Genomic DNA, 19,415 nt, shown 5'->3' with positions numbered 1-19,415 from the left:
CAAGGTCTTCCTGCCCTCATTGCGACCCCCACGGGGCCTCACGCACTGCCGGCGATGCTTGCGACTCGTGCCGGTGGCGCTCTGAGGCTTCAAGAGCGGTTCCACCATCCTGAGAGTTGAGCATGAGCGACGCGCAGCACGACGAACACGAGCCCCTGATCAAGACCCCCAAGCAGTTGATCATCGCGGTGATCGCCGCCTTTGCCGTTCCCATCCTCATCATCATCCTGCTGGCCAACTACGTTGGCATGGGCGTCAAGGAAGGCGCCGGCAGCTCGGGCATGTCCGAAGAGGCCGTCAACGACCGGATCAAGCCCGTCGCGCAGCTCGACCTGAAAGACCCGAACGCGCCGCGCGTCTTCAAGACCGGCGAGCAGCTCTACAAGGAAGTCTGCGCGACCTGCCATGCCGCTGGCGTGGCCGGTGCACCCAAGTTTGGGGATGCAGCCAGCTGGGGCCCGCGCCTGTCGCAAGGCCTGGACGGCCTGACCAAGGTTGCGCTGGCCGGCAAGGGCGGGATGCCCGCGCGCGGCGGCACGTCGCCTGACGACGTGAGCGACTACGAAATCGAACGCGCCATCGTCTACATGGCCAACTCCGGCGGCGGCAAGCTGCAGGAGCCGGCTGCACCGGCAGGTGGCGCCGCTGCAACGGCGGCGGCTTCGGCACCGGAAGCCGCGGCGCCGGCAGCAACACCCGCAGCCGCAGCAGCACCGGCACCGGCTGCTGCGCCGGCCGCTCCGGCTGCCGCCGCTGCACCGCAGGCTTCGACGGGCGACGTCGGCAAGAAGGTCTACGACTCGACCTGCCAGATGTGCCACGCAGCAGGTGTGGCCGGCGCGCCCAAGTTTGGCGACAAGGCTGCCTGGGCGCCGCGCATTGCCGAAGGCAAGGCCAAGATGTACGACATCGCGCTGCACGGCAAGGGTGCGATGCCGCCCAAGGGCACCTACGCCGGCTCCGACGACGATGTGAGGGCCGCCGTCGACTACATGGCCGCCGCAGCCAAGTAAGTCGTCACTCCCGTTTCACGAAGAAGCCCGCCCCGTGCGGGCTTTTTTGTTGCCTGCCAAAGCAGGCGCCCCGTGGCATGCCGATTGCTCACCTATGCTTAATGTGTGGAGCCCGGTGCCGCCGGGTGGCATCGCTCCGCATGCGCCCAGGTTGACGCAAACGGAGGTTGCCATGCGAAGGGATCGAAGGGTATTGGCCGATTGCTATTGGGCGGCGTTCGCCCTGTTGCTCTGCAGCGCGACTGCCATGGCGGCCGACAACTGGGTCAAGCTGACCCCGCTGGCTGACAACGCCGGCACGCTCTACCTCGACAAAGATTCCATCGAGCGCAACAGCGACGGCACCGTGCGTGCCACCTCGCGCGATGCCTATGACACGCCGCGCAAACTCGCCGATGGCGAGGCGTACCAATACGATTCACGCACGTCGGTGTACGACTGCAAGAACGAGCGCATCCTGCCGGTCAGCGCGCTGATCCAGGACAGCCAACACGGCACCATCCTCTCCAAGAACATCGACAACCCCCGCTGGGAGTCCGTTGCACCGAGCACCGAAGGCGAAGCCGTGCTGCGCGCGGTCTGCCTGCTGAAGTAGGGCGCGCTGCGTTACTGCACGGCCGCTGCCGGCGCCAAGTCGACGCGCAGCGTACCGTCCGCATCCATGCGGGTGGTGCCGCGCGCAGCGGCCTCGCGGTAGTGGTACAGGTCAAAGCGCAGCGGTCCGCGTACGGACGTGTCGGTGACGAGCACGCGGCTGTTGGTCACCAGCACGTTGTACATCTTCAGGTCACCCGACTGGATCCAGATGCGGCTACCGGCATCAGTTGGGGCGGGCGCACACATGGACGGCGCCGGGCCGAAGCCGAGCACCAGGCCATCGGGTGTCACACGTGCGGTCTGCATCTGGCCGAGCAGGCGCGGCGGTGGGAACACCGTAGTCTGGTCCAGCACCATCGCGTTGCCATCCAGCTTGGCGCCACCACGATCAAGCGGTGCCAACTGCGACAGCTCCAGCCCCATCCCCTTGAGCATCGCCAGTGTCTGGACGCCCATGACACGCGCTTCACTCGGTGTGTAGACGAGGTAGCGCGACTCCTTGAGTGACAGGGTGCCGCGCATGCCAAACGGCATCCACACGCCCGGAAAGTGGTTGCGCAGCTTGAGCCCGCCCGACACGTCGAGCACGCCGTCGCCCGGTGTGAGCGACAGCGCGTTGAGCGAGCGCGGCGCGTAGTCCAGCAGGTACGTGTTGAACAGCGCATCAAGCGACGCCTTGGGCACCGTCACCTCGCCGCCGAGGATGCGGATGTCGAACTGGCTCGGGTCGTCCATGTCGACGGGCTGGCCGGGCGTGTGCGGCACGAGCTGCGCGGTGAGTTGATGCACGTGAAAGCCGATGTCACCGGTGATGCGGAAATCGACATCGCGCATTTGCACCACAGGCGGCGCGGAGCGGGAGTCGCGCACGGCAATGACGCCGTTGGCATTGGCCGCGCCGGAGGTCGGCTGGCAACGCTGGGCCCATTGCTGGCGGACCGTGCTGAGTTCCTTGCGCTGGGCGCTGGCCATGGGTGGCTCGGCCGCGCGCGCGAGCGTACTGGCCAGCAGACCGGCGAACCCCAGCGCCAGCAACGCCAGGCGCAACGTAAGGACGGCGAGAGCGATGGCGGGGGCGATCATGGCGCGGTCCTCTTGGCGAGTTGCATGGCGGGTTTGGCGGACCCGGCCGCTGGTTTGCCTGCGCGGGCCACGGCGAGCGTGTCGAACGACGGCATCAGCACGCGAATGCTGCCATCCGGCGAGAAGCGCAGCGAACCGGCAACGAGCTGATCCCGATAGCGGTACAGGTTGAACACGAAGGGCTTGGCCGGATCGGCAACGACGATGTCGATGCGCGCGTTCATCGGCATCGAGCGCAGGAAGCGGATATCGCCACCGCGAAAGAGGATGTACGGGCGCTGTGCATCTGCCGCGTTGGCCAGCGGCGGCATCTGCGGGTTGCCATCGCCGATCTGCATGACGAGCCCGTCGCGCGTGACGCGAATGGCGGAGACCTTCAGATCCAGCGCGGGCGGCGGAAACAGCTTGGGCACCCGCATGACGATCTCGCTGCCGGTGAGCTGCACGGCCGGCGTGGAGACCGGCAGGAGATCGGCCAGTTCGATATGCGCGGCACCCATCAGCGCGCCGGCGTCCTGGCCTTGCACCTTGACCACGCTGGGGCGGAACACGATGGTTTGCGCGTCGCGCAGCACCAGCGGGCCGCGCAGCTCGATCGGCACCCAGGCGCCGCGGCGGCGCATTTCAGCGCGCATGTCGAGCGTGCCGTCATCCAGCGTGAAGCTGAAGCGCCGCAGGGGAGGATCGTTGCCCGGCCCACGCGCGAAGACCACGGTGTTGAACAGCGCGGCCATGCTGTCGGCGCTCACGCGCACCGTGCCGCTCACAGGCTGCAGCGTGTACGACGACACATCGTCGAGCCAGACCGGGTCGCCCGGCTGGCGCGGCACCATGCGCAGCGCGAGTTGGTCGACCAGGAAGCCGACACCGCCGTCGAAGCGGAAATCCACGTGGTGCAGGTAGGAGATGGCATCTGGCTGGCCAGAGTCGCGCAGCGTGGTCGGGCGGACTTCGCGTGTGGCGAGATTGCCCGACTGGAACGGCGCACGTGCCTGCTGGCGGGCATCTTCCAGTTGCTTGGCCTTGGCGGCTTCGATGCCGCCGTGGCCGTCACCGGCGCTTGCACAGCTTTGCAGTAGCACCGCACACATGACGCCCGCTGCCCGGAGTGTCCAACCCAGAGCCTGCTTACGTTTCCAAAGCGTTCGTGTTGACGCCCACCTGTGCGTCGAGCTGGTTTGGCCGTACCCTGCCCTATGCGGCGCCTTGAATTTTTGTGAGCGGGCGGAAAAAGGAAGGAGGCTGTTTGAGCGCAGCGAGTTTGCGTCCTTCCCCGCCCGATCACGGAAATTCAAGGAGTCTGTCGCCGCATCGGGCGCGCCTTTCTTTGCTTCCTTTCTTTGGCAAGACAAAGAAAGGGAGTCGGCCCCGGCAGGGGACGAAACGGGGGATGCACCAGCAACGCCAATCCATTGCAAAGCGCGTACACAACGCAAGTTCAAGTCCCACATCGACGTGTCTCCTCGCCGAGAGAAATACACCGGAAGGTCCGGCAACCCGGCGCGGTCATGTTGCCGCGCTCGTGTAGAATTTTTTGCATGCCTGCCCGCAAACCAACCGGCGATGCCGGTCCGCCCGCCACTCCGCCCGTCCGCGAATTCACCATTGATGAACTCGCGCGCGCGGCCGAGACCACTGTCCGCAATGTCCGGTCGTACCAGGACCGCGGGCTGATCGATCCGCCCGAGCGGCGCGGGCGCGTGGGCATCTACACGCAGGCGCACCTCGGGCGGCTCAAGCTCATCAACCACCTGCTGGCGCGCGGCTACACGCTCGCCAACATCCAGGAGCTGCTCAAGGCCATCGTCGAGGGCCACGACCTGCGCTCCATCCTCGGGCTCGAATCCGCCATCAGCAGCCCGTGGTCGGATGAGCAGCCCAAGCATTTCTCGCTGCTGGCGCTGGCCAAGCTGTTCGGCCGTTCCATGTCGCGCCAGGCGCTGGCCCGTGCCATCTCGCTTGGCATGCTGCAGCCCGATGGCCTGGGCTATCTGGCCCGCAGCCCCAAGGCATTGCTGGCCGGCGCGCAAATGGCGAAAGCCGGTTTCCCGTTGGTTGAGGTGCTCGATATTCTCGAGCGGGCCCGTCCGCACACGCAGGCCGTGGCCGACGATCTCGTCTCCATGGTCGTGCGTGAGCTTGACCGGTACGGCGAAGGCCAGTTGCCGCCGGTCGAGGACGTGCCGCGCCTGGTCGACGTGATCTGGCGCATCCGCCCGCTGGCGCTGGTGGCCGTGGAGGCCGAGCTGATGCGTGCGCTCGAGATCGCCGCCAACAAGTACCTGGGCGACCGCGTGGCGCAGGTCATCGAGCACCTGCACGAGCCGCCGGGCCAGCCGCCCGCGTCGGACAAGGGTTAGTGTCTCCGGCGCGCCCATGCGTGGGGCGCGCTTTCTCTATTTCTAGTTTGATCCCGATGCGACTGGTACTGCAGGCGTTTTGAATGCCTGCTCAGGACCCGGCTGCACTTGCTGCTGACAGCTTGCGGCGGATCGACGGCGACGGCGCTTCGCCATTGGCGGCGGCATACGCTTCAATCTCCGAGATCAGCTTGGGCAGGCGCTCAAGTGCTGCGCGGTTGTCTTCATCCCACGGGTGAAACGACGGCCGGAAGTAATCGAAGAACTCCGGAATGATCTTGCGCAGCGGCGCCGGGTGAATCCACAGGAAGTGGAACGCGCGGCCCAAACCAAAGAACTTGTTCTTGCAGGTGCGATCCGCAAAGATCAGCCGCAGGTGCACGTAGAACACCATTAGCCAGAACGAGACCGTGGTCAGCAACATGACCGAAGTGCGCATGATGTAGCGACGCAGCCCCGGCTTGATCGCGAGGTTCCACACGTCGTAGCTCACGGCCTTGTGCTCGGTTTCTTCCATGGCGTGCCACAGCCAGACCTGGCGGTAGCCGGGCTGGGAGTTGCGGCCCAGACCGTCTTCATGGCTTAGCACCTGGTTGGCCAGCATGGCGGTGTAGTGCTCCAGCGCCACCGTCACGGCCAGTTGATGCGACTTGGGCGTGTACTTGCGCAGCACGTTCAGAAACTTGCCGACAAAGCGGTCGATGCGATTGGCGGGCAGGCCAGCGCGGTCGAGCAGGTCGTTGTACAGCACGTGTTCGCGCGTGTGCATGGCTTCCTGGCCGATGAAGCCGGCCACGGCCTGCTTGAGCTCGGGGTCGGTCACCAGATGGCGGTAGTTGCGCACGCTGTCCATGAAGAAGCGCTCGCCTGCGGGGAAGAAGATCGACAGCGCGTTCAGGAAGTGGGTGACGTGGTGGCCTCGCTCGTGCCAGTTGCTGATGCGATCAGCCGGCAGGTGAGGATGCACGTCGCGGCGGACTGGCATCATGGGCGGTTCTCCTGGTATGTGGTTTCTGCGAGGCGGCTGGAAACGCGGCCTTGGTCGAGGAATGCGCAGAGGTCGGTCCCCACGCGCACGGGGTCTTCCTCCATCGGGATATGGCCGAGCGCCGGATACAGGCGCAGTGTGGCGCCGGGAATGCGGCGGGCAAATTCACCGGCATGCGCGGGCGGGATCCACCGGTCGCGCTGGCCCCACAAGATGAGTGTTGGCACGCGGATGGCGGCCAGCCCGCTCGTATCAACATCGTCGAACCGGAACTTCGGCACCATCAGGCCGATGGCCTGGCGGGCACCGTCGGCGTAGAAGAAATCGGCGTAGCGGCGCAGCGTGGGTTCCGACACACGCGACGGGTCGCCATACACATCGCGCGTGGCGGCGCGGATGATGCCTTCGGGCAGCATCCACGGCGAGGTCAGTCGCACGCTCAGGTGGTTGAACAGGTCGATGTAGATCGGCAGCTTCATCGGGAAGCCCGCCGAGTCGATCAGCACGAGTTTTTCGACACGGCCCGGATGCCGCACGGCAAAGTCCCACGACACCATGCCGCCGAGCGAGTTGCCGATCAGTGTGAGCTTGGACAACCCCAGCGAATCGACAAACGCGTCGATGAAGTCGCGGTACAGCGGCAGCTCCATCGCACGCGGGCGGCCTTGTGCATCGCGCAGCGGCCCGGTGATGCCGAACGGCGGCAGGTCCAGCCGGATTACGCGATAACGGCGCGTGAGTTGCGGCAGCACACCGTCCCACGTGTGAAGCGAGGCCCCGAAGCCGTGGATCAGCAGCAGCGTGCCCTCGGCGTTGGCGGCGCCTTCATCGGTGTAATGCACGCGCGTGCCCATCAGCGGCAGGTAGCGCGATTGCGGCTTGGCGTAACGGGCGATCAGCACGTCGCGCCCGATGCTGCGCAGGCCGATGCGGCCGGGGCGCAGCATCGCGCGTGCAACGTTGCGCAGGTTCGCGCGCGGGGGGCTGGCGAATGGTTCGAGTTCAGCGGTGGTGGCCGTGTTCATCGGTGGCCTCTTACTTGGCGCGTGCAGTGGCCGGTGCGGTGTCTTCGCGCAGACTCTTCTTGCGCGAGTGGCGGGCTTGGCGCACCACCAACGCCTGGTAGGCGGCGGGCAGGACGCGGGCCATGACATCAGCGGCATGGGCGTCGGGGCCGATTAGCACGCGGCGCTTGTTCTTGCGCACGCCATCGAGGATCACCTGTGCGGCCTTCTCCGGCGACGTGATGAAGAACTTCTCGAACTCTTCCTTGCCCTGCTGTTCGTCGCGCACCAGGAAGCCATTCATGCTCGGCGATATGCGGCTCGACTTGGCGATGTTGGTCTTGATGCCGCCTGGGTGTACGCACGTGGCCGACACGCCGCAGTTCATCATGTCCAGTTCTTGGCGTAACGCCTCGGTGTAGCCGCGCACGGCGTATTTGCTGGCGTTATAGGCGCCCATGCCTGGCTGCGCGAAGATCCCGAAGATGCTCGACGTGTTGACGATGTGCCCATCGCCCGTCGCCTTGATCAGCGGCAGGAACGCCTTGGTACCGTGCACGACGCCCCAGAAGTTGATGTTCATGATCCACGCCAGCTCGTCGTCGTCCATGCCTTCGATCGTGCTGGACAGCGCCACGCCTGCGTTGTTGAAGATCAGGTTGACCTTGCCGTGAACAGCGTTCGCTTCTTCGGCCCAGCGGTAGACGGCAGCACGATCCGCCACGTCGACAGCGTGCGTGGTCACGCGGATGCGATCGCCTTCATGCGCGCGCACCAAGTGCAGCGTCTGCGCGAGCGCGGCTTCATTGCGATCGGCCAGCGCGAGGTGGCAGCCATCACGTGCGAGCTGCAGTGCCAGCGTGCGGCCCATGCCCGATGCAGCGCCGGTGATGGCGGCAACCTTGTTGTTGAATGACTTCATGACGTGGTCTCCTGGTGGCCGGCGCGTGGTTCAGGCGCGATCGAGCGCTTCTTCGTTGGGGGTGCTTTCTGCGGCGGCCGGCACGGTGCGGGCAGGCACGCGCAGCGGCACGCTCTTGGGCACGGGCATCGGGCGTGTGCGGTAATCGGCAAGCCGGAAATGCGCGGTGGCGCGACGGAACTGCCACGTGAATCCCGGCCACAGCGTGGTGTTCTTGCCGGTCTTCGGATCGAGGTACCAGCTCACGCAGCCGCCGGCCGACCAGATCGCATTCGACAGCCGCTTCTGGATGCCGTCGTTGAAGCGACGCTGCACGTCGAGGCGCACGTCGATCGTTGCGACGTTGTGTGCGCGCATCGACTTGAGCGCATCGACGATGTACGCCACCTGCGACTCGATCATGAACACCATCGACGAGTGGCCGAGCCCCGTGTTCGGGCCCACCACCATGAAGAAATTCGGGAAGCCCGACACCGTGGTGCCTAGGTAGGCTTCGGCGCCGCGCTTGTCCCACGCATCGACAATGTCCACACCCTGGCTGCCGAGCAGCACGCCGCGCGGGAACGGGTCCGTGGCATGAAAGCCCGTGCCGAAGATCAGGCAGTCAACCTCGCGGCGTGTGCCGTCGGTGGTGACGATGGCGTTGGGTTCCACACGCGCGATGCCGGTGGTGATGACGTCGACGTTCTCGCGCGTGAGCGCCGGGTAGTAGTCGTTCGAGATCAGGATGCGCTTGCAGCCGATGGTGTAGTCGGGCGTGACCTTCTCGCGCAGCACCGGGTCGGCAATGCGGCGCTTGATGTGGCTGCGCGCCATGCGCTCGACCGCCTTCATCAGCTTCGGGTGAATCACAAAGCCCAGCACACGCGATTCGAGCATCCAGTAGATGCTGGTGCGCATCAGCTTTTGCGTGAAGGGCAGGTGGCGGAACAGCCAGTGCTCGGCACGCGAGACCTTGCGGTCGGGCTTGGGCAGGATCCACGGCGGGGTGCGTTGGTATAGATCGACGCGGCCGGCCTTGGGCGCGATCTGCGGGACGAACTGGATGGCCGACGCACCCGTGCCGATCACCGCCACGCGTTTGCCGCGCAGGTCGTAATCGTGCTCCCACAACTGCGAGTGGAAGGCCTTGCCCTGGAAGGTTTCGATGCCGGGAATGTTTGGCCACGACGGGCGGCTCAGGCCACCCATGCCCGAGATGAGCACGCGGGCGCGGTAGCGGCGGCCGTCGACCATGTCCAGATCCCACGCGCCGGCCGCTTCATTGAAGGCCGCGCGCGTCAGCTCATGGTGGAAGCGCACGTGCGGGCGCACGCCAAACTGGTCGGTGCAGCGCTCCAGATACGCGCGAATTTCCGGCTGCGGTGAATACATGCGCGACCAGTCCGGATTGGGCGCGAACGAAAACGAGTACAGGTGCGATTGCACATCGCACGCGCAGCCCGGGTAGTGGTTGTCACGCCACGTGCCCCCCACCGACCCGGCCTTCTCGAAGACCAGGAAATTGTCGATGCCATGCTGCCTGAGCTGGATCGCCATGCCCAGCCCGGCAAAGCCGGTGCCGATAATGGCAACGTCGACCAGCGCGGGGGCGTCGCTGCCGCGCGCGGCCGAAGCAGAAGAATCGGCGCGAGGAAAATCGGACCGTGCGTTCACGTGGTGTCTCCGCGGGCACCACATGACATCATGGGCACCTCTTAATGTGACATTGATCGATGTCATCGTAGGAGGCGCCCCCGGTCGAGTCAATCGGCCGATTGGAAAGGAACGTCTAGAAGTGGTTCATCAGGCGCTTGAAACGGATTTCCCTTATGAATCCGTCACTTGCGTGCGGTGCACAACGCCTTGGCTGGCAGTTTCGAGCGTTGCCATCAACCGCTGAAGGTGCGCGAGCAATCGCATCACGCGCTCGCCTGCCGCGCACAAGTCAGCGTCGGCGGCGCTCTGCATGGCATGGCGGAAGGCCTGCATTTCGGCGTCGACGGAAGGGCTGCGCAGCAAAGCCAGGGCGCCTCCCGTGCGGTGTGCCCATTGGCGCAGGGCGGTGCGGTTGGCGGTTTTCAGCAATGGGCGCAACTGCTGCGCATCGTCATCCAGCGACGACAGGAAGATCTCGACCAACCCGTCCGTGGCCGGCCCGGTGCCCAGCGAGCGCTGCAAATCGTCGAGCGACACGGCAAAGGCGTCGCCGTCTGCGGCAGCGCCCGCGTCTGGCGCGTCCTCGGGGCCTGGCGCGGCTGGCCAGAGTGCTGATAGCGCTTCCTGCAAGGTGGCCAGTGTGGTCGGTTTGAGCAGGCTGCCATCCATGCCAACGACGCGGCAGCGTGCATGTTCTTCGGCCAGCGTGGTGGCGGTGATGGCGATGATGGGCAGGCGCGAGCCATCCGCGCGTTCCTGTTCCGCCTTGCGGATGTGCGCAGCCAAGTCGAATCCGTCCATGCGCGGCATGTGGCAGTCGGTCACCAGCGCATCGAAATGGCCTTCGCGCAGGCGTTCGAGTGCGGCGATGCCGTCTTCAGCCAGCGTGACGCGGTATCCCAGCAGCCGCAGTTGCTTGGCGATCAGCTCGCGGTTGATCGGGTGGTCTTCTGCCACCAGGATGTGTGCGCCCAGCGCTTGGTTGGACATCGCAAGCGGTGCGGCGGGCGCGGGCATGCTGGCCGGCTTGATCACCTCCGGTTGGGGCAGGGCACGCTCGCAGGCGTGCAGGAACGCGAGCCAGCTCAACGGATTAACGCTCAGGACGGCACCGCGCTTGGCGTAGCGCACCTCACGTGTCACGCGGATCGCCTCCGGCTGCGTCTGCTGCGATGTGGTGAAGACAATGTCCGCACGGGCATCCGACGTGACGTGCAGTCCAGCAGCCTCGGCAAATTGCGCGAGGCAGCGTTGATCGATGGCCGCGTCCACGTCGATGGCGACGCTGCGGCCTGCCAGTTGCGGCAGCGCATAGTGGGCCGCCACGACCGGCACCGGCAACCGCAGCGTGATGGTCGTGCCGCGCCCGGGGGCGCTGCTCATGTCGAGCGTGCCGCCCATCAGTCCGGCAAGCTGGCGCGAGATCGCCAGGCCAAGGCCGGTGCCGCCGTAGTTGCGCGTGGTCGAGCGCTCGGCCTGTACGAACGGTGCGAATAGCGTGGCCTGCACCTCGGGCGTGATGCCGATGCCCGTGTCGGTGACGTGGATGGCGATCTGCGCGGCGCCGTCGTCCATAGGGGTGCATTCCGCCTTGAGGCTGATGCTGCCCCGATCCGTGAACTTGATGGCGTTGGAGAGCAGGTTGAACAGCACCTGCCGCACGCGCACGCTGTCGACCGACACCGTGGCCGGCACGTTGGCCGCCACGTCCACGTGCACCGCCAGCGATTTCTCATGCGCGCGGCTGGCCAGCAAGCCGACCGTGCCGTCGAAGAGCTCTCGCAGATCGGTGTCCACGGGCAGGATGTCCAGGCGCCCGGCCTCGATCTTGGCGTAGTCGAGGATGTCGTCCAGGATGTGCAGCAGCGCGCGACCGGAATCCTGCACCAGCGACACCATCTGCTTCTGTTCGCCCTCCAGCTTGGTCTGCTGCAACAGCTCGACCAGCCCCAGCACGCCGTTCATGGGCGTGCGGATCTCGTGGCTCATCATCGCCAGGAAGCGATCCTTGGCCAGCAACGCCGATTCGGCCGCGTTCTTGGCGGCTTGCAGTGCATCGGCCTGTTCCCGCTCGACGGTGACATCGCTCATGTAGCCATTCCAGACGGTGCGGCCGTCCGCTTCCTGGCGCGGGTTCGAGCGCGCGTGCAGCCAACGGATCGAGCCGTCGTCGCAGACATGGCGGAACTGCTGATCGAACGGCGTCAACTGTTGCGCAGAAATGCGTACCGCTTCCAGCATGCGTTCCCGGTCGTCTTCGTGGATCAGAAGCTCGGGCGTGGACAGGTCCTCCAGCACGTTGTCCGTGCGCACACCCAGGGTTTCGTACGCTTTGCCGGCCACATAGGTGCCGCGGCCCTGGGACGCCCCAGATTGCAGTTCGAATTGATAGACCAGGGCCGGCAGCGATTCCGTCACCTCGCGCAGGCGCCGTTCCAAGCGCTCGGCGCGCGCCTGAGCCTCGCGAATCTCGCTGATGTCGACCACCGAGGTGATGATGCCGCCAGGTTGGCCTTCGCGCAGATGGAAGGGCTCGACCCAGTACAGCACGTTGCGCGATTGCCCGTCGGGCGTGGTGATGATGATCTCTTCACGTGTGCTTTCGTCCGTCTCCAGGGCACGCCGGTTGATGTCGGACAGGTGGGCCATATTCTTGGCCGAATACATGCCGAGTTCGCTCGGCGTGCGCCCCAGTACCGCTTCGCGCGGGTAGCCGAACATGCTGCAGAAGGCGGCATTGACGGCCACGTAGTGATGCTGAGCGTCCTTGGCCGCCAGCGGAAAGGGCACGGATTCCATCAGCGCCCGCTGGAAGTTCAACTGGCGGGCGAGTGTTTCCTCGGCCAATCGACGTTGCCGGTTCTCACGGCGCAATTGCCATTGCTTGATGACCAGCGCCACCACGGCGATCAGCACGAGCGTCGCCGCCGGTCCGAACTTGGACAACACAGCGGAGGCCGATGGACCCAGCTGATAGCTGACGGACAGCCACTTGTTGCGAATGCTGACCTGCTCCCCCTCGGGCATGGCAAACAGCGCGCGGTTGAAGAGTGGTACGAGTGCCGCATAGTGCGCCGACACACCCACGCCGATGCTCTCCGTCAGGTTGGCCGAGCCGGTGACCTTCAGCTCGCCTGGAAAGTGGTGGCGGATCAGCGCGTCCACCACCGGCAGGTTGGCGATGGTGAAGTCGGCCTGACCTGTGGCGACCTGCGATAGCGCATCGGCAGGTGAGGATGCGGTGACGACGCGGATTCTCGGTATGTTCTGGCGCAGCGCCTCGGCCAGCGTATCGCTGCGCGGCAGGGCGACCGTCTTTCCTGCCAGCTCGGGCAACGCGGCCACCGTCAGCGCGTCGCCGCGCCCGACGATGACCATGGGGGTCGCATCAATGGCCTGGCTGAGGATAAAGCCGGGTGGGCGGCTATCCTGGTCGGACAGGCCGAGCAGAATATCGACCTCACCAGCACGCGCCTTGGCGAGCGCGTCGGACCAATCCTGCACGGGTACACGCTCGAAGCGCAGGCCAAGCGTACGCGACAGAAAGTTCAGGTACTCGGGCAGGATGCCCAGCAACTCGCCGCGCGCATCGTTGAAGCTGTAGGGCATGTAGTCGGGGTCGGCGGCATAGCGCAGCGGTGGCAGCGATGCCAGCATGGCGCGTTCTTTGGCCGACTGCGGCAGGGTCGTCGTTGAAACGCCGCCTTGCGTGATCCAGCGCGCGCGCAGGTCACTCATGGCCGCGTCGGGCAGTTGCGCGAGGTGGCGGTCGAGGTAGCGGACGAGCACAGCACGCTCGCGAGGTGCTGCAAAGTGCAGCGCATCGACTTGCTGATTGACGAGTTGCACGATCGACAACGGCCGGTAGCGCGGTTGCAGCATCAGCTCGCGCGTTGGGTAGGTGATGCCGACGTAAGCGTCCGCCGCGCCACGCAGCACGGCATCGAGTGCGTCGGTGGCGGTGGGCGTGGTCTGCACGCGGATTTTCGGGTACTGACGCGGCAGTTCTTCCACCAGGGGCGACCCCTGTTCGACCGCGATCCGCGCATCTGTGAAGAAGGGATTCTGTGCAACCCGCGCGTTGTCGTTGCGGGCAACCACGGCGGTCGCGCGCTCCAGATAGGGGGCGGAATATTCCAGGCAGCGGTCGTACTGCGAGCGTGGCACCACGCTCATGATGATGTCGACCTCGCCTCGGCACGCGGCGTTGAGCAGCTCGTCGCGGCGGCTGAACACGCGTGGCACGATCCGCACACGGTCCTGCGGCAGCAGTTGCCTCAGCAGGTCACCCGAGAAGCCGGTGAGCTTGTCGCCCGCCACGCCCTCAAGCGGCATCATCGACTCACCGACGACACCCACGGTGAGCTTGGACGGCATCTGATGAAAGAGCTGGACAGCCTGGGCCGCATCCTCCGCATGGGCTTCGCCCGCGCTGCTCAGCCAGGCAAGTGCAGCCGCACAGGCCAGCAGGCCTGCACCGATGCCCATGCGCAGCCGCGCCAGGGGCGACAAGGGAGAGAACCTCACGCGCCAGCTCATGGCTTAACCCTCGGCGGTGCCAAGCAAGCCGTGGCGCACGGCAAAGTCGAACAGCGCGGCTTCGGTGGTCAGCGCGAGCTTGCGCATGCCCGCCTGCTTCTGCGCGCTGATGGTCTTGACGCTGCGGTTCAGCCGCACAGCAATCTCGCTGACCGTCATGCCGGTCACATACATGCGCAGCACTTCCAGCTCGCGCTTGCCGAGCAGGTTGATCGGGTCGTTCTCGGCCGGTTCCGGTGCGACAGTGCGCCGGATGAGCTGGGCGTCGAGTTGCGGCGAGAGATAGATGCGGTCACTCAGTGCGGCGCGCACGCCTTCGAGAATGTGGCGCGGCTCGTCAGCCTTGCTGACGATGACCTTGATGCCGGCGCGCAGGATGTTGCTCATCAGAGCGCGTGTCTCCAGCATGGTCAGCACCATGATGCGCAGGTCCGGATGCCGGCGCGCGAGGAATTCGAGCAGGACGATGCCGTCGCCATAGCGGCTGCCGGGCATGGCGTAATCGGTGATGGCGATGTCGCAGCGCACGCGACCGAGCACCGCGAGCAGCTCGTCGGCGCTGCTGGCTTCTCCCGCCACCTCGAAGCCGTCGACTCGCGAAACGAGGTGCCGCACCGCGGCCACCACGCCAGGATGGTCATCTGCAATCACGAGTTGGATGGGGGGCTGCATGTCAACAAGTCTCCAGGGCGCGTAACGTGCGGCAACCTGTTTGCCGCATTGCTGAGAATCGCTGAAGCAGCTACGAGGGAAAATCGGAAAAGTCTTATTAATGCGCTGCTATCTGCGCGCTTCTGGTGCAAATTCGTTAAGACATGCCACAACCATGGTCGCGCATCTGATTCGAAGGCGTGCCGTCGTACGTGGCACAATGCACGCGCTACAAATCTGTCAATTGCCATGACGCCCAACCTGCCCACCACTCCATCGGCTGCCACGCGCCAGCAGAGCGCCGAACGTTCCACACTCGTGAGCGCGGGGGTCAATTGCCTGCTCTCGGCGGGACAGATCGCGGCGGGGCTGTGGTCGCATTCACAGGGGCTGGTAGCGGACGGTCTGCACACGCTGTCGGACCTGATTGCCGACGGCATCGTCTTCGTCGCCAACCGCAACAGTCACAAGGGGCCGGACGAAGACCACCAATACGGTCACGCGCGCTACGAAAACGCGGCGTCGCTCGGGTTGGGCCTGCTCTTGCTGGCAGCCGGCGGGGGCATGATCTGGGCGGCTGTGGACAGCCTGCGCTCGTCGCAGGGGCCGGCGCCGGTGCACGGCTTGGCGCTGGTGGTGGCGCTGATTGCGCTGGCGGCCAAGGAAGGGCTGTTCCGCTACATGCTGGCCGTGGCCAAACGCATTGGCTCGCGCATGCTGATTGCCAATGCGTGGCATGCGCGCTCCGATGCGGTGTCGTCCCTGGTGGCGGCGGTAGGCGTGGCAGGCAACCTGATGGGCTACCACTGGCTGGACCCGCTGGCCGCCTGCGTGGTGGGGCTGATGATCGGCCGCGTCGGCCTGCGCTTCGCATGGGAGGCGCTCAACGATCTGATGGACCGCGCGCTGCCGCCCTCAGAGGTGCAGGACATCCGCGCAAGCCTGGCCGCTACGCCTGGCGTGATCAACGTGCATGACCTTCGCACGCGCGTGACAGGCGACCAGGCGCTGGTGGATGCCCACATTGAAGTCGACCCGCGCGTGTCGGTGAGTGAAGGTCACGCCATTGCCGTGCGTGCCCGCGCCAGCGTGCTGGCCGCGCACACCGCCATGGCTGTCCTCGACGTGCAGATCCACGTCGACCCGCGCGAGCACATTGCGACCGATCCGCTGCCGCTACCTGACCGCGATGCGTTGCACGCCGCGCTGGCGCAACTGCTGCCCGCCGGTACGCCGCTCGACGCCCAGCACTGCGTACTCCACTACGTCGATGGCGCGGTCGAGATGGACCTGATCCTGCCGCCCGCACTGGCTGCGGAGCACGCCCGCATTGCCGCGGCACTGCAAGCCCGCTGGGATGGCCTCGTCCGCCTGCGCGTGCTGAGCGCTGACTAACGGCACTGATCGGTCGCGTTGGCTGGCTGCGCCTTGGTTGGGTCGAAACGCAACTGCGCCAGCCCTCTCTCTGTGAGCGACAGCCAATCGAGCGAACCCGAGGTGCGCAGCAACCCGACACTGCCCACCGGGCGCCATTGCACCGGTTTGCCATCCGCATTCATCAGCGTGCCGGATAGCGCGAGCGAATCCGGTCCCACCTCGAACTGAAGCAGGCGGCCATCGGCTGCCGGTGTGTAGGCAGTGCGATCCGAGACGGCAATGCCCGCTTCGCGCACCGTCGCCGGCATGCAGGAGATGGACGCGCGCACCTTGCCCTCGCTGTCGATCAAATCGGCAAAGCCGTTGCCCTTGGCCACGCCAACCAGCAGAAAGCGCTCCACTGCCGGCAGCCACGTCACGCTGTAGGTGTAGTACTGCAGATGCTTGTGCAGCAGCTGTTCACCGGTCACGCGTCCGCTCACGGGGTCCAGGATGGCGATCTTCAGATTGGCTTCGGACTGCCCGGGCACGAACTGCTGCCAGGCGAGCAGTGCCCGCGTAGTGCCGCCCGCAATCATGGGCCACCATTCGCGGCGTTCGTCGGCGACGTTGATGTCGTGCAGGCGCCGGCCGCGTCCGTCGTACACCTTCACGTAGACGCCGTTGCCGCTGCCGAGGTTGTCGACGCCGCCGCCATTGACCCAGCCGTCGGAATAGAACACCACGAAGCGGTCACCCACGGCCGTGATGTGGCCCGAGTGCCCACCCGATTCCACCTGCTGCGGGTACGGCTTGATCGGGCGCAGCGCGGTGTTGTAGATGCCGTAGCGCTGCGTGACGTTTTCCGGCGAGTTCCAGCCGTCTTCAAACGACACCATGACCTGTCCGGTGCGGTTGCGCGCCACCGTCACCGGCTCCTGTGCCTCGGGTTTCTGGATGAAGATGCGCGGTGCGTCCAGCACGCCCGTATCGGCATGCCACTGGGCCACGTACACGTCGTGCGGCCAACTGCCATTGCGATCGGCGCCGCGCGGCGGCAGGCCCGATGCGCTGAAGAACACATTGAAGGTGTTGGCGGCGGTTGCCGGCACGGCGCCGATGCCATGCATGTACTGGCGTGGGTCGGGTGCGCCGGCCTGGGCAAGGGTGGGCACGGTTAATGTACAGGCCAGGCAGGCGAAGCCCAGCAGCGCGCGCTGCAGGCGGGGCGGGAAGGACGTCGGTCGGGGCATGCGGTGCTCCATAGGCGGCGCTCCATCGGGGGCAGGGTGCAAGGGGATATAGCAAATGCGGAACCCATTGGGCCCCGCCCGCTTGGTGAAGTTGCTGCGCGAATGGGGGAGCCCGTTCGGAGGAGGGTGTGCCAACAGGCCCTACCCCTCGCCATGGCAATCAAGTTTCAGCCCCACCTGCCGTTCTCATGGGCAAGAGCGGAACCGATTCCGCCAACCCCTTCCCAGCACGGTCAGAGTGGGCTTAAGCCTGCCGCCCTCCGCGCTACAACCGACCAACGAGAACAACATGACCCAGCAAGTCAGCAGTGAGTCGAGCCGCCGATGGCGCAGTGAAGTGACGGAAGCGTTGTCTACCGTGCGGCAGGAGTTTGGTGTGTCGCCCGAGAGTTTGCCGCGTGAGGCATTGATCGCCGCCTTGACGGATGCCATCTGGGCGCAGCGCGCTGCCTATGCACGCATGCGTGAGACGCTGGTCGTGCAAACCGAGTTGGCAGACGAATCGATGTGACCCGTGTGAGCCCGCACGTCTTGCGGGCGAGCACTGGCGTTTTCTAGGTGGTGATGTGATGCGGTACTGCGGTTCGCTGGATCTGGAGCATCTGCTGCGCCAGCCGTTTGCCCAACTCGGCCGGCTGGTGCGCGACACCGAAACCGGGCAGCCCCTGCCCCCGGTCGAGGTGGCCGCACGCGCGGTACTGCTGCGTGCCGCCGGCTACGAAGTCATGCCGATGTGCGCACATCACGATCATCGCGGCTTCTGTCTGGGTCACGCAGACCAGATCATCGGCGTGTAAGCGCCATTCCTACGACGCTCGCGCCACCTTCGCGCAGCCTTGCGCACACGCTGTTGCGATGGCGCATCACGGCGTTCGAAAACATCCCCGTCGCGTGGAGTGCTCTGCACCCGCAAAGCGTTGACTGGCGCACCTTTGCAGGCGATCCGTTGCCAAAATGCAAACGGTAAAAATGACTTACATTCCCGTTCTTTTTCAGCCCATGGTTCTGGTGCATCCTGAACCAAGATAGGTCGCACGGACGGCAGAGTGTGCGATGTCTCGCGCAACGTCAGACCGGAAGTTGGAAAGCAATCGGATCGGCGGCGCGTGCAGGCCAGGGGTCAGGGGAATGAACATGAAGACGCAATATCTCAGCAAACAAGAAATCTACGACGGCGCGGTGCGCCACCTGTTCGGCCAGGGCGGTGCAGCCATCCTGCCGCGCGGCGGTGCGGCATACCGTGGCCAGGGCGGCCGTTGCTGCCCCATCGGCAACCTGATCGGCGTGAGCGACTACACCACGTCGATGGAGAGCGTGCCGGTGCGCTACATCCTCAAGGCCGCCAACGAGATTCCGCGCTACATGGACGCGGGTGTCATTGCGCTGCGCCGTGCGCTCAAGAAAGCCCGTATCGATGTCGATGATCGCGATACGGTGGAGTTGCTCTCCAAGTTGCAGAACGCGCACGACGTGTTCGGCACGTGGGAGTGGAAGGAGCGCCTGCATTCAATCGCCCACCAGTTTGGACTCAGCGGCGCGGTCGTTGATACGTTCTGACCGACCGGTCACAGAGCACCAAGCAGAAGGTGACGCCCATGCAAGGGAAGGGGACGTTCCTCGCCATCGAGGACATTTTTGAGCGCGTGCGCACGCACCTGCTCACCCAGCAATGCCGCTCCGAAGACGCCGATGGCGAGCCGCGCTACCGTGGCCTGCAAGACCGCCGCTGCGGCGTCGGCATCCTCATCGACGATGCGTTCTACTGCCATGCGATCGAACGTCTGGGCGTGAGCCTGCTGCGCGTGCCCGGCGACGATCCGCTTGCACGTGCGTTACGCAACTCAGGCATCAATGTGGACGACAGCCGCGTGGTGGACCTGCTGATCGATCTGCAGGACATGCACGATCTGCAGGCGATCGAACACTGGCCAAGCGCACTTGAAGACTTGCGCTGCCGGTTGCCCGCGGCTCCGTCTGCCTGAACTGCCCAGCCTTGATCGAAACCCGGCCT

General features: G+C 65.6%; 17 protein-coding genes. 8 read left to right on the top strand and 9 right to left on the bottom strand.

The window, feature by feature from the left end:
• Positions 1-122 precede the first annotated feature (122 nt).
• Positions 123-1,013, top strand: coding sequence for a c-type cytochrome (locus V6657_RS15790; RefSeq protein ID WP_048933389.1), 891 nt, complete (start codon positions 123-125; stop codon positions 1,011-1,013).
• A 172-nt stretch (positions 1,014-1,185) separates the two neighbouring features.
• Positions 1,186-1,608, top strand: a complete 423-nt coding sequence (locus V6657_RS15785; protein WP_048933472.1) for a surface-adhesin E family protein — start codon at positions 1,186-1,188, stop codon at positions 1,606-1,608.
• 11 nt (positions 1,609-1,619) lie between these two features.
• Here V6657_RS15785 and V6657_RS15780 read toward each other — a convergent pair whose 3' ends face one another.
• Together V6657_RS15780 and V6657_RS15775 are read right to left on the bottom strand one after the other, a co-directional pair.
• Complete coding sequence (locus tag V6657_RS15780; RefSeq protein WP_048933388.1) at positions 1,620-2,693, bottom strand: hypothetical protein; 1,074 nt, start codon at positions 2,691-2,693, stop codon at positions 1,620-1,622.
• Entirely contained in the window at positions 2,690-3,784 is a 1,095-nt protein-coding gene (locus V6657_RS15775; protein WP_048933387.1) for a hypothetical protein, read from the bottom strand. The genes V6657_RS15780 and V6657_RS15775 overlap by 4 nt, the downstream gene beginning before the upstream one ends.
• 447 nt (positions 3,785-4,231) lie before the next feature.
• Here V6657_RS15775 and V6657_RS15770 point away from each other — a divergent pair, with 447 nt between their 5' ends.
• Entirely contained in the window at positions 4,232-5,053 is an 822-nt protein-coding gene (locus tag V6657_RS15770; RefSeq protein ID WP_021197304.1) for a MerR family transcriptional regulator, read from the top strand.
• A 91-nt stretch (positions 5,054-5,144) separates the two neighbouring features.
• On the opposite strand, the gene V6657_RS15765 is transcribed toward V6657_RS15770, so the two are convergent.
• The 6 genes from V6657_RS15765 to V6657_RS15740 form a co-directional block, all read right to left on the bottom strand.
• Entirely contained in the window at positions 5,145-6,041 is an 897-nt protein-coding gene (locus V6657_RS15765) for a metal-dependent hydrolase (RefSeq protein ID WP_048933386.1), read from the bottom strand.
• Positions 6,038-7,066 (bottom strand): alpha/beta hydrolase, encoded by a 1,029-nt coding sequence (locus tag V6657_RS15760; RefSeq protein ID WP_048933385.1) that lies wholly within the window; start codon positions 7,064-7,066, stop codon positions 6,038-6,040. Before V6657_RS15760 ends, V6657_RS15765 begins: the two co-directional genes overlap by 4 nt.
• Positions 7,067-7,076: 10 nt before the next feature.
• Positions 7,077-7,967: an SDR family NAD(P)-dependent oxidoreductase gene (locus V6657_RS15755; protein WP_048933384.1), complete on the bottom strand. Its 891-nt coding sequence runs from the start codon at positions 7,965-7,967 to the stop codon at positions 7,077-7,079.
• A 30-nt stretch (positions 7,968-7,997) separates the two neighbouring features.
• Complete coding sequence (locus V6657_RS15750; RefSeq protein WP_182570841.1) at positions 7,998-9,623, bottom strand: NAD(P)/FAD-dependent oxidoreductase; 1,626 nt, start codon at positions 9,621-9,623, stop codon at positions 7,998-8,000.
• A gap of 153 nt (positions 9,624-9,776) precedes the next feature.
• A complete protein-coding gene (locus tag V6657_RS15745; protein WP_248694803.1) occupies positions 9,777-14,132 on the bottom strand; it encodes a transporter substrate-binding domain-containing protein in 4,356 nt (1,451 codons plus the stop codon).
• Between the two features lie 15 nt (positions 14,133-14,147).
• The gene (locus V6657_RS15740; protein WP_048933382.1) at positions 14,148-14,816 is read right to left on the bottom strand and encodes a response regulator transcription factor; all 669 of its coding nucleotides are present in this window, start codon (positions 14,814-14,816) and stop codon (positions 14,148-14,150) included.
• A 228-nt stretch (positions 14,817-15,044) separates the two neighbouring features.
• On the opposite strand from V6657_RS15740, the gene V6657_RS15735 reads away from it, so the two are divergent.
• Positions 15,045-16,190 carry a cation diffusion facilitator family transporter gene (locus tag V6657_RS15735; protein WP_048933381.1) on the top strand — a complete coding sequence of 382 codons (1,146 nt, stop codon included), beginning with the start codon at positions 15,045-15,047 and terminating at the stop codon, positions 16,188-16,190.
• On the opposite strand, the gene V6657_RS15730 is transcribed toward V6657_RS15735, so the two are convergent.
• Positions 16,187-17,404, bottom strand: a complete 1,218-nt coding sequence (locus V6657_RS15730; protein ID WP_048933470.1) for a hypothetical protein — start codon at positions 17,402-17,404, stop codon at positions 16,187-16,189. The genes V6657_RS15735 and V6657_RS15730 overlap by 4 nt on opposite strands.
• A 289-nt stretch (positions 17,405-17,693) precedes the next feature.
• On the opposite strand from V6657_RS15730, the gene V6657_RS15725 reads away from it, so the two are divergent.
• The 4 genes from V6657_RS15725 (at position 17,694) to V6657_RS15710 (ending at position 19,386) form a co-directional block, all read left to right on the top strand.
• Positions 17,694-17,915 carry a hypothetical protein gene (locus V6657_RS15725; protein WP_031330115.1) on the top strand — a complete coding sequence of 74 codons (222 nt, stop codon included), beginning with the start codon at positions 17,694-17,696 and terminating at the stop codon, positions 17,913-17,915.
• A gap of 58 nt (positions 17,916-17,973) precedes the next feature.
• A complete protein-coding gene (locus V6657_RS15720; protein ID WP_048933380.1) occupies positions 17,974-18,201 on the top strand; it encodes a hypothetical protein in 228 nt (75 codons plus the stop codon).
• A 337-nt stretch (positions 18,202-18,538) separates the two neighbouring features.
• Positions 18,539-18,961, top strand: a complete 423-nt coding sequence (locus tag V6657_RS15715; RefSeq protein WP_048933469.1) for a hypothetical protein — start codon at positions 18,539-18,541, stop codon at positions 18,959-18,961.
• A 38-nt stretch (positions 18,962-18,999) separates the two neighbouring features.
• Entirely contained in the window at positions 19,000-19,386 is a 387-nt protein-coding gene (locus V6657_RS15710; protein ID WP_048933379.1) for a hypothetical protein, read from the top strand.
• The last annotated feature ends 29 nt before the right edge of the window (positions 19,387-19,415 follow it).

The sequence above is a fragment of the Ralstonia sp. RRA genome, assembly GCF_037023145.1.
Lineage (GTDB): Bacteria > Pseudomonadota > Gammaproteobacteria > Burkholderiales > Burkholderiaceae > Ralstonia.
This window is presented reverse-complemented; position numbering and strand designations above follow the sequence as displayed.

Coding starts and splice junctions, on each gene's coding strand:
- V6657_RS15790 (WP_048933389.1), top strand. CDS start 123: ATGAGCGACGCGCAGCACGACGAACACGAGCCCCTGATCAAGACCCCC.
- V6657_RS15785 (WP_048933472.1), top strand. CDS start 1,186: ATGCGAAGGGATCGAAGGGTATTGGCCGATTGCTATTGGGCGGCGTTC.
- V6657_RS15780 (WP_048933388.1), bottom strand. CDS start 2,693: ATGATCGCCCCCGCCATCGCTCTCGCCGTCCTTACGTTGCGCCTGGCG.
- V6657_RS15775 (WP_048933387.1), bottom strand. CDS start 3,784: ATGTGTGCGGTGCTACTGCAAAGCTGTGCAAGCGCCGGTGACGGCCAC.
- V6657_RS15770 (WP_021197304.1), top strand. CDS start 4,232: ATGCCTGCCCGCAAACCAACCGGCGATGCCGGTCCGCCCGCCACTCCG.
- V6657_RS15765 (WP_048933386.1), bottom strand. CDS start 6,041: ATGATGCCAGTCCGCCGCGACGTGCATCCTCACCTGCCGGCTGATCGC.
- V6657_RS15760 (WP_048933385.1), bottom strand. CDS start 7,066: ATGAACACGGCCACCACCGCTGAACTCGAACCATTCGCCAGCCCCCCG.
- V6657_RS15755 (WP_048933384.1), bottom strand. CDS start 7,967: ATGAAGTCATTCAACAACAAGGTTGCCGCCATCACCGGCGCTGCATCG.
- V6657_RS15740 (WP_048933382.1), bottom strand. CDS start 14,816: ATGCAGCCCCCCATCCAACTCGTGATTGCAGATGACCATCCTGGCGTG.
- V6657_RS15735 (WP_048933381.1), top strand. CDS start 15,045: ATGACGCCCAACCTGCCCACCACTCCATCGGCTGCCACGCGCCAGCAG.
- V6657_RS15730 (WP_048933470.1), bottom strand. CDS start 17,404: ATGCCCCGACCGACGTCCTTCCCGCCCCGCCTGCAGCGCGCGCTGCTG.
- V6657_RS15725 (WP_031330115.1), top strand. CDS start 17,694: ATGACCCAGCAAGTCAGCAGTGAGTCGAGCCGCCGATGGCGCAGTGAA.
- V6657_RS15720 (WP_048933380.1), top strand. CDS start 17,974: ATGCGGTACTGCGGTTCGCTGGATCTGGAGCATCTGCTGCGCCAGCCG.
- V6657_RS15715 (WP_048933469.1), top strand. CDS start 18,539: ATGAAGACGCAATATCTCAGCAAACAAGAAATCTACGACGGCGCGGTG.
- V6657_RS15710 (WP_048933379.1), top strand. CDS start 19,000: ATGCAAGGGAAGGGGACGTTCCTCGCCATCGAGGACATTTTTGAGCGC.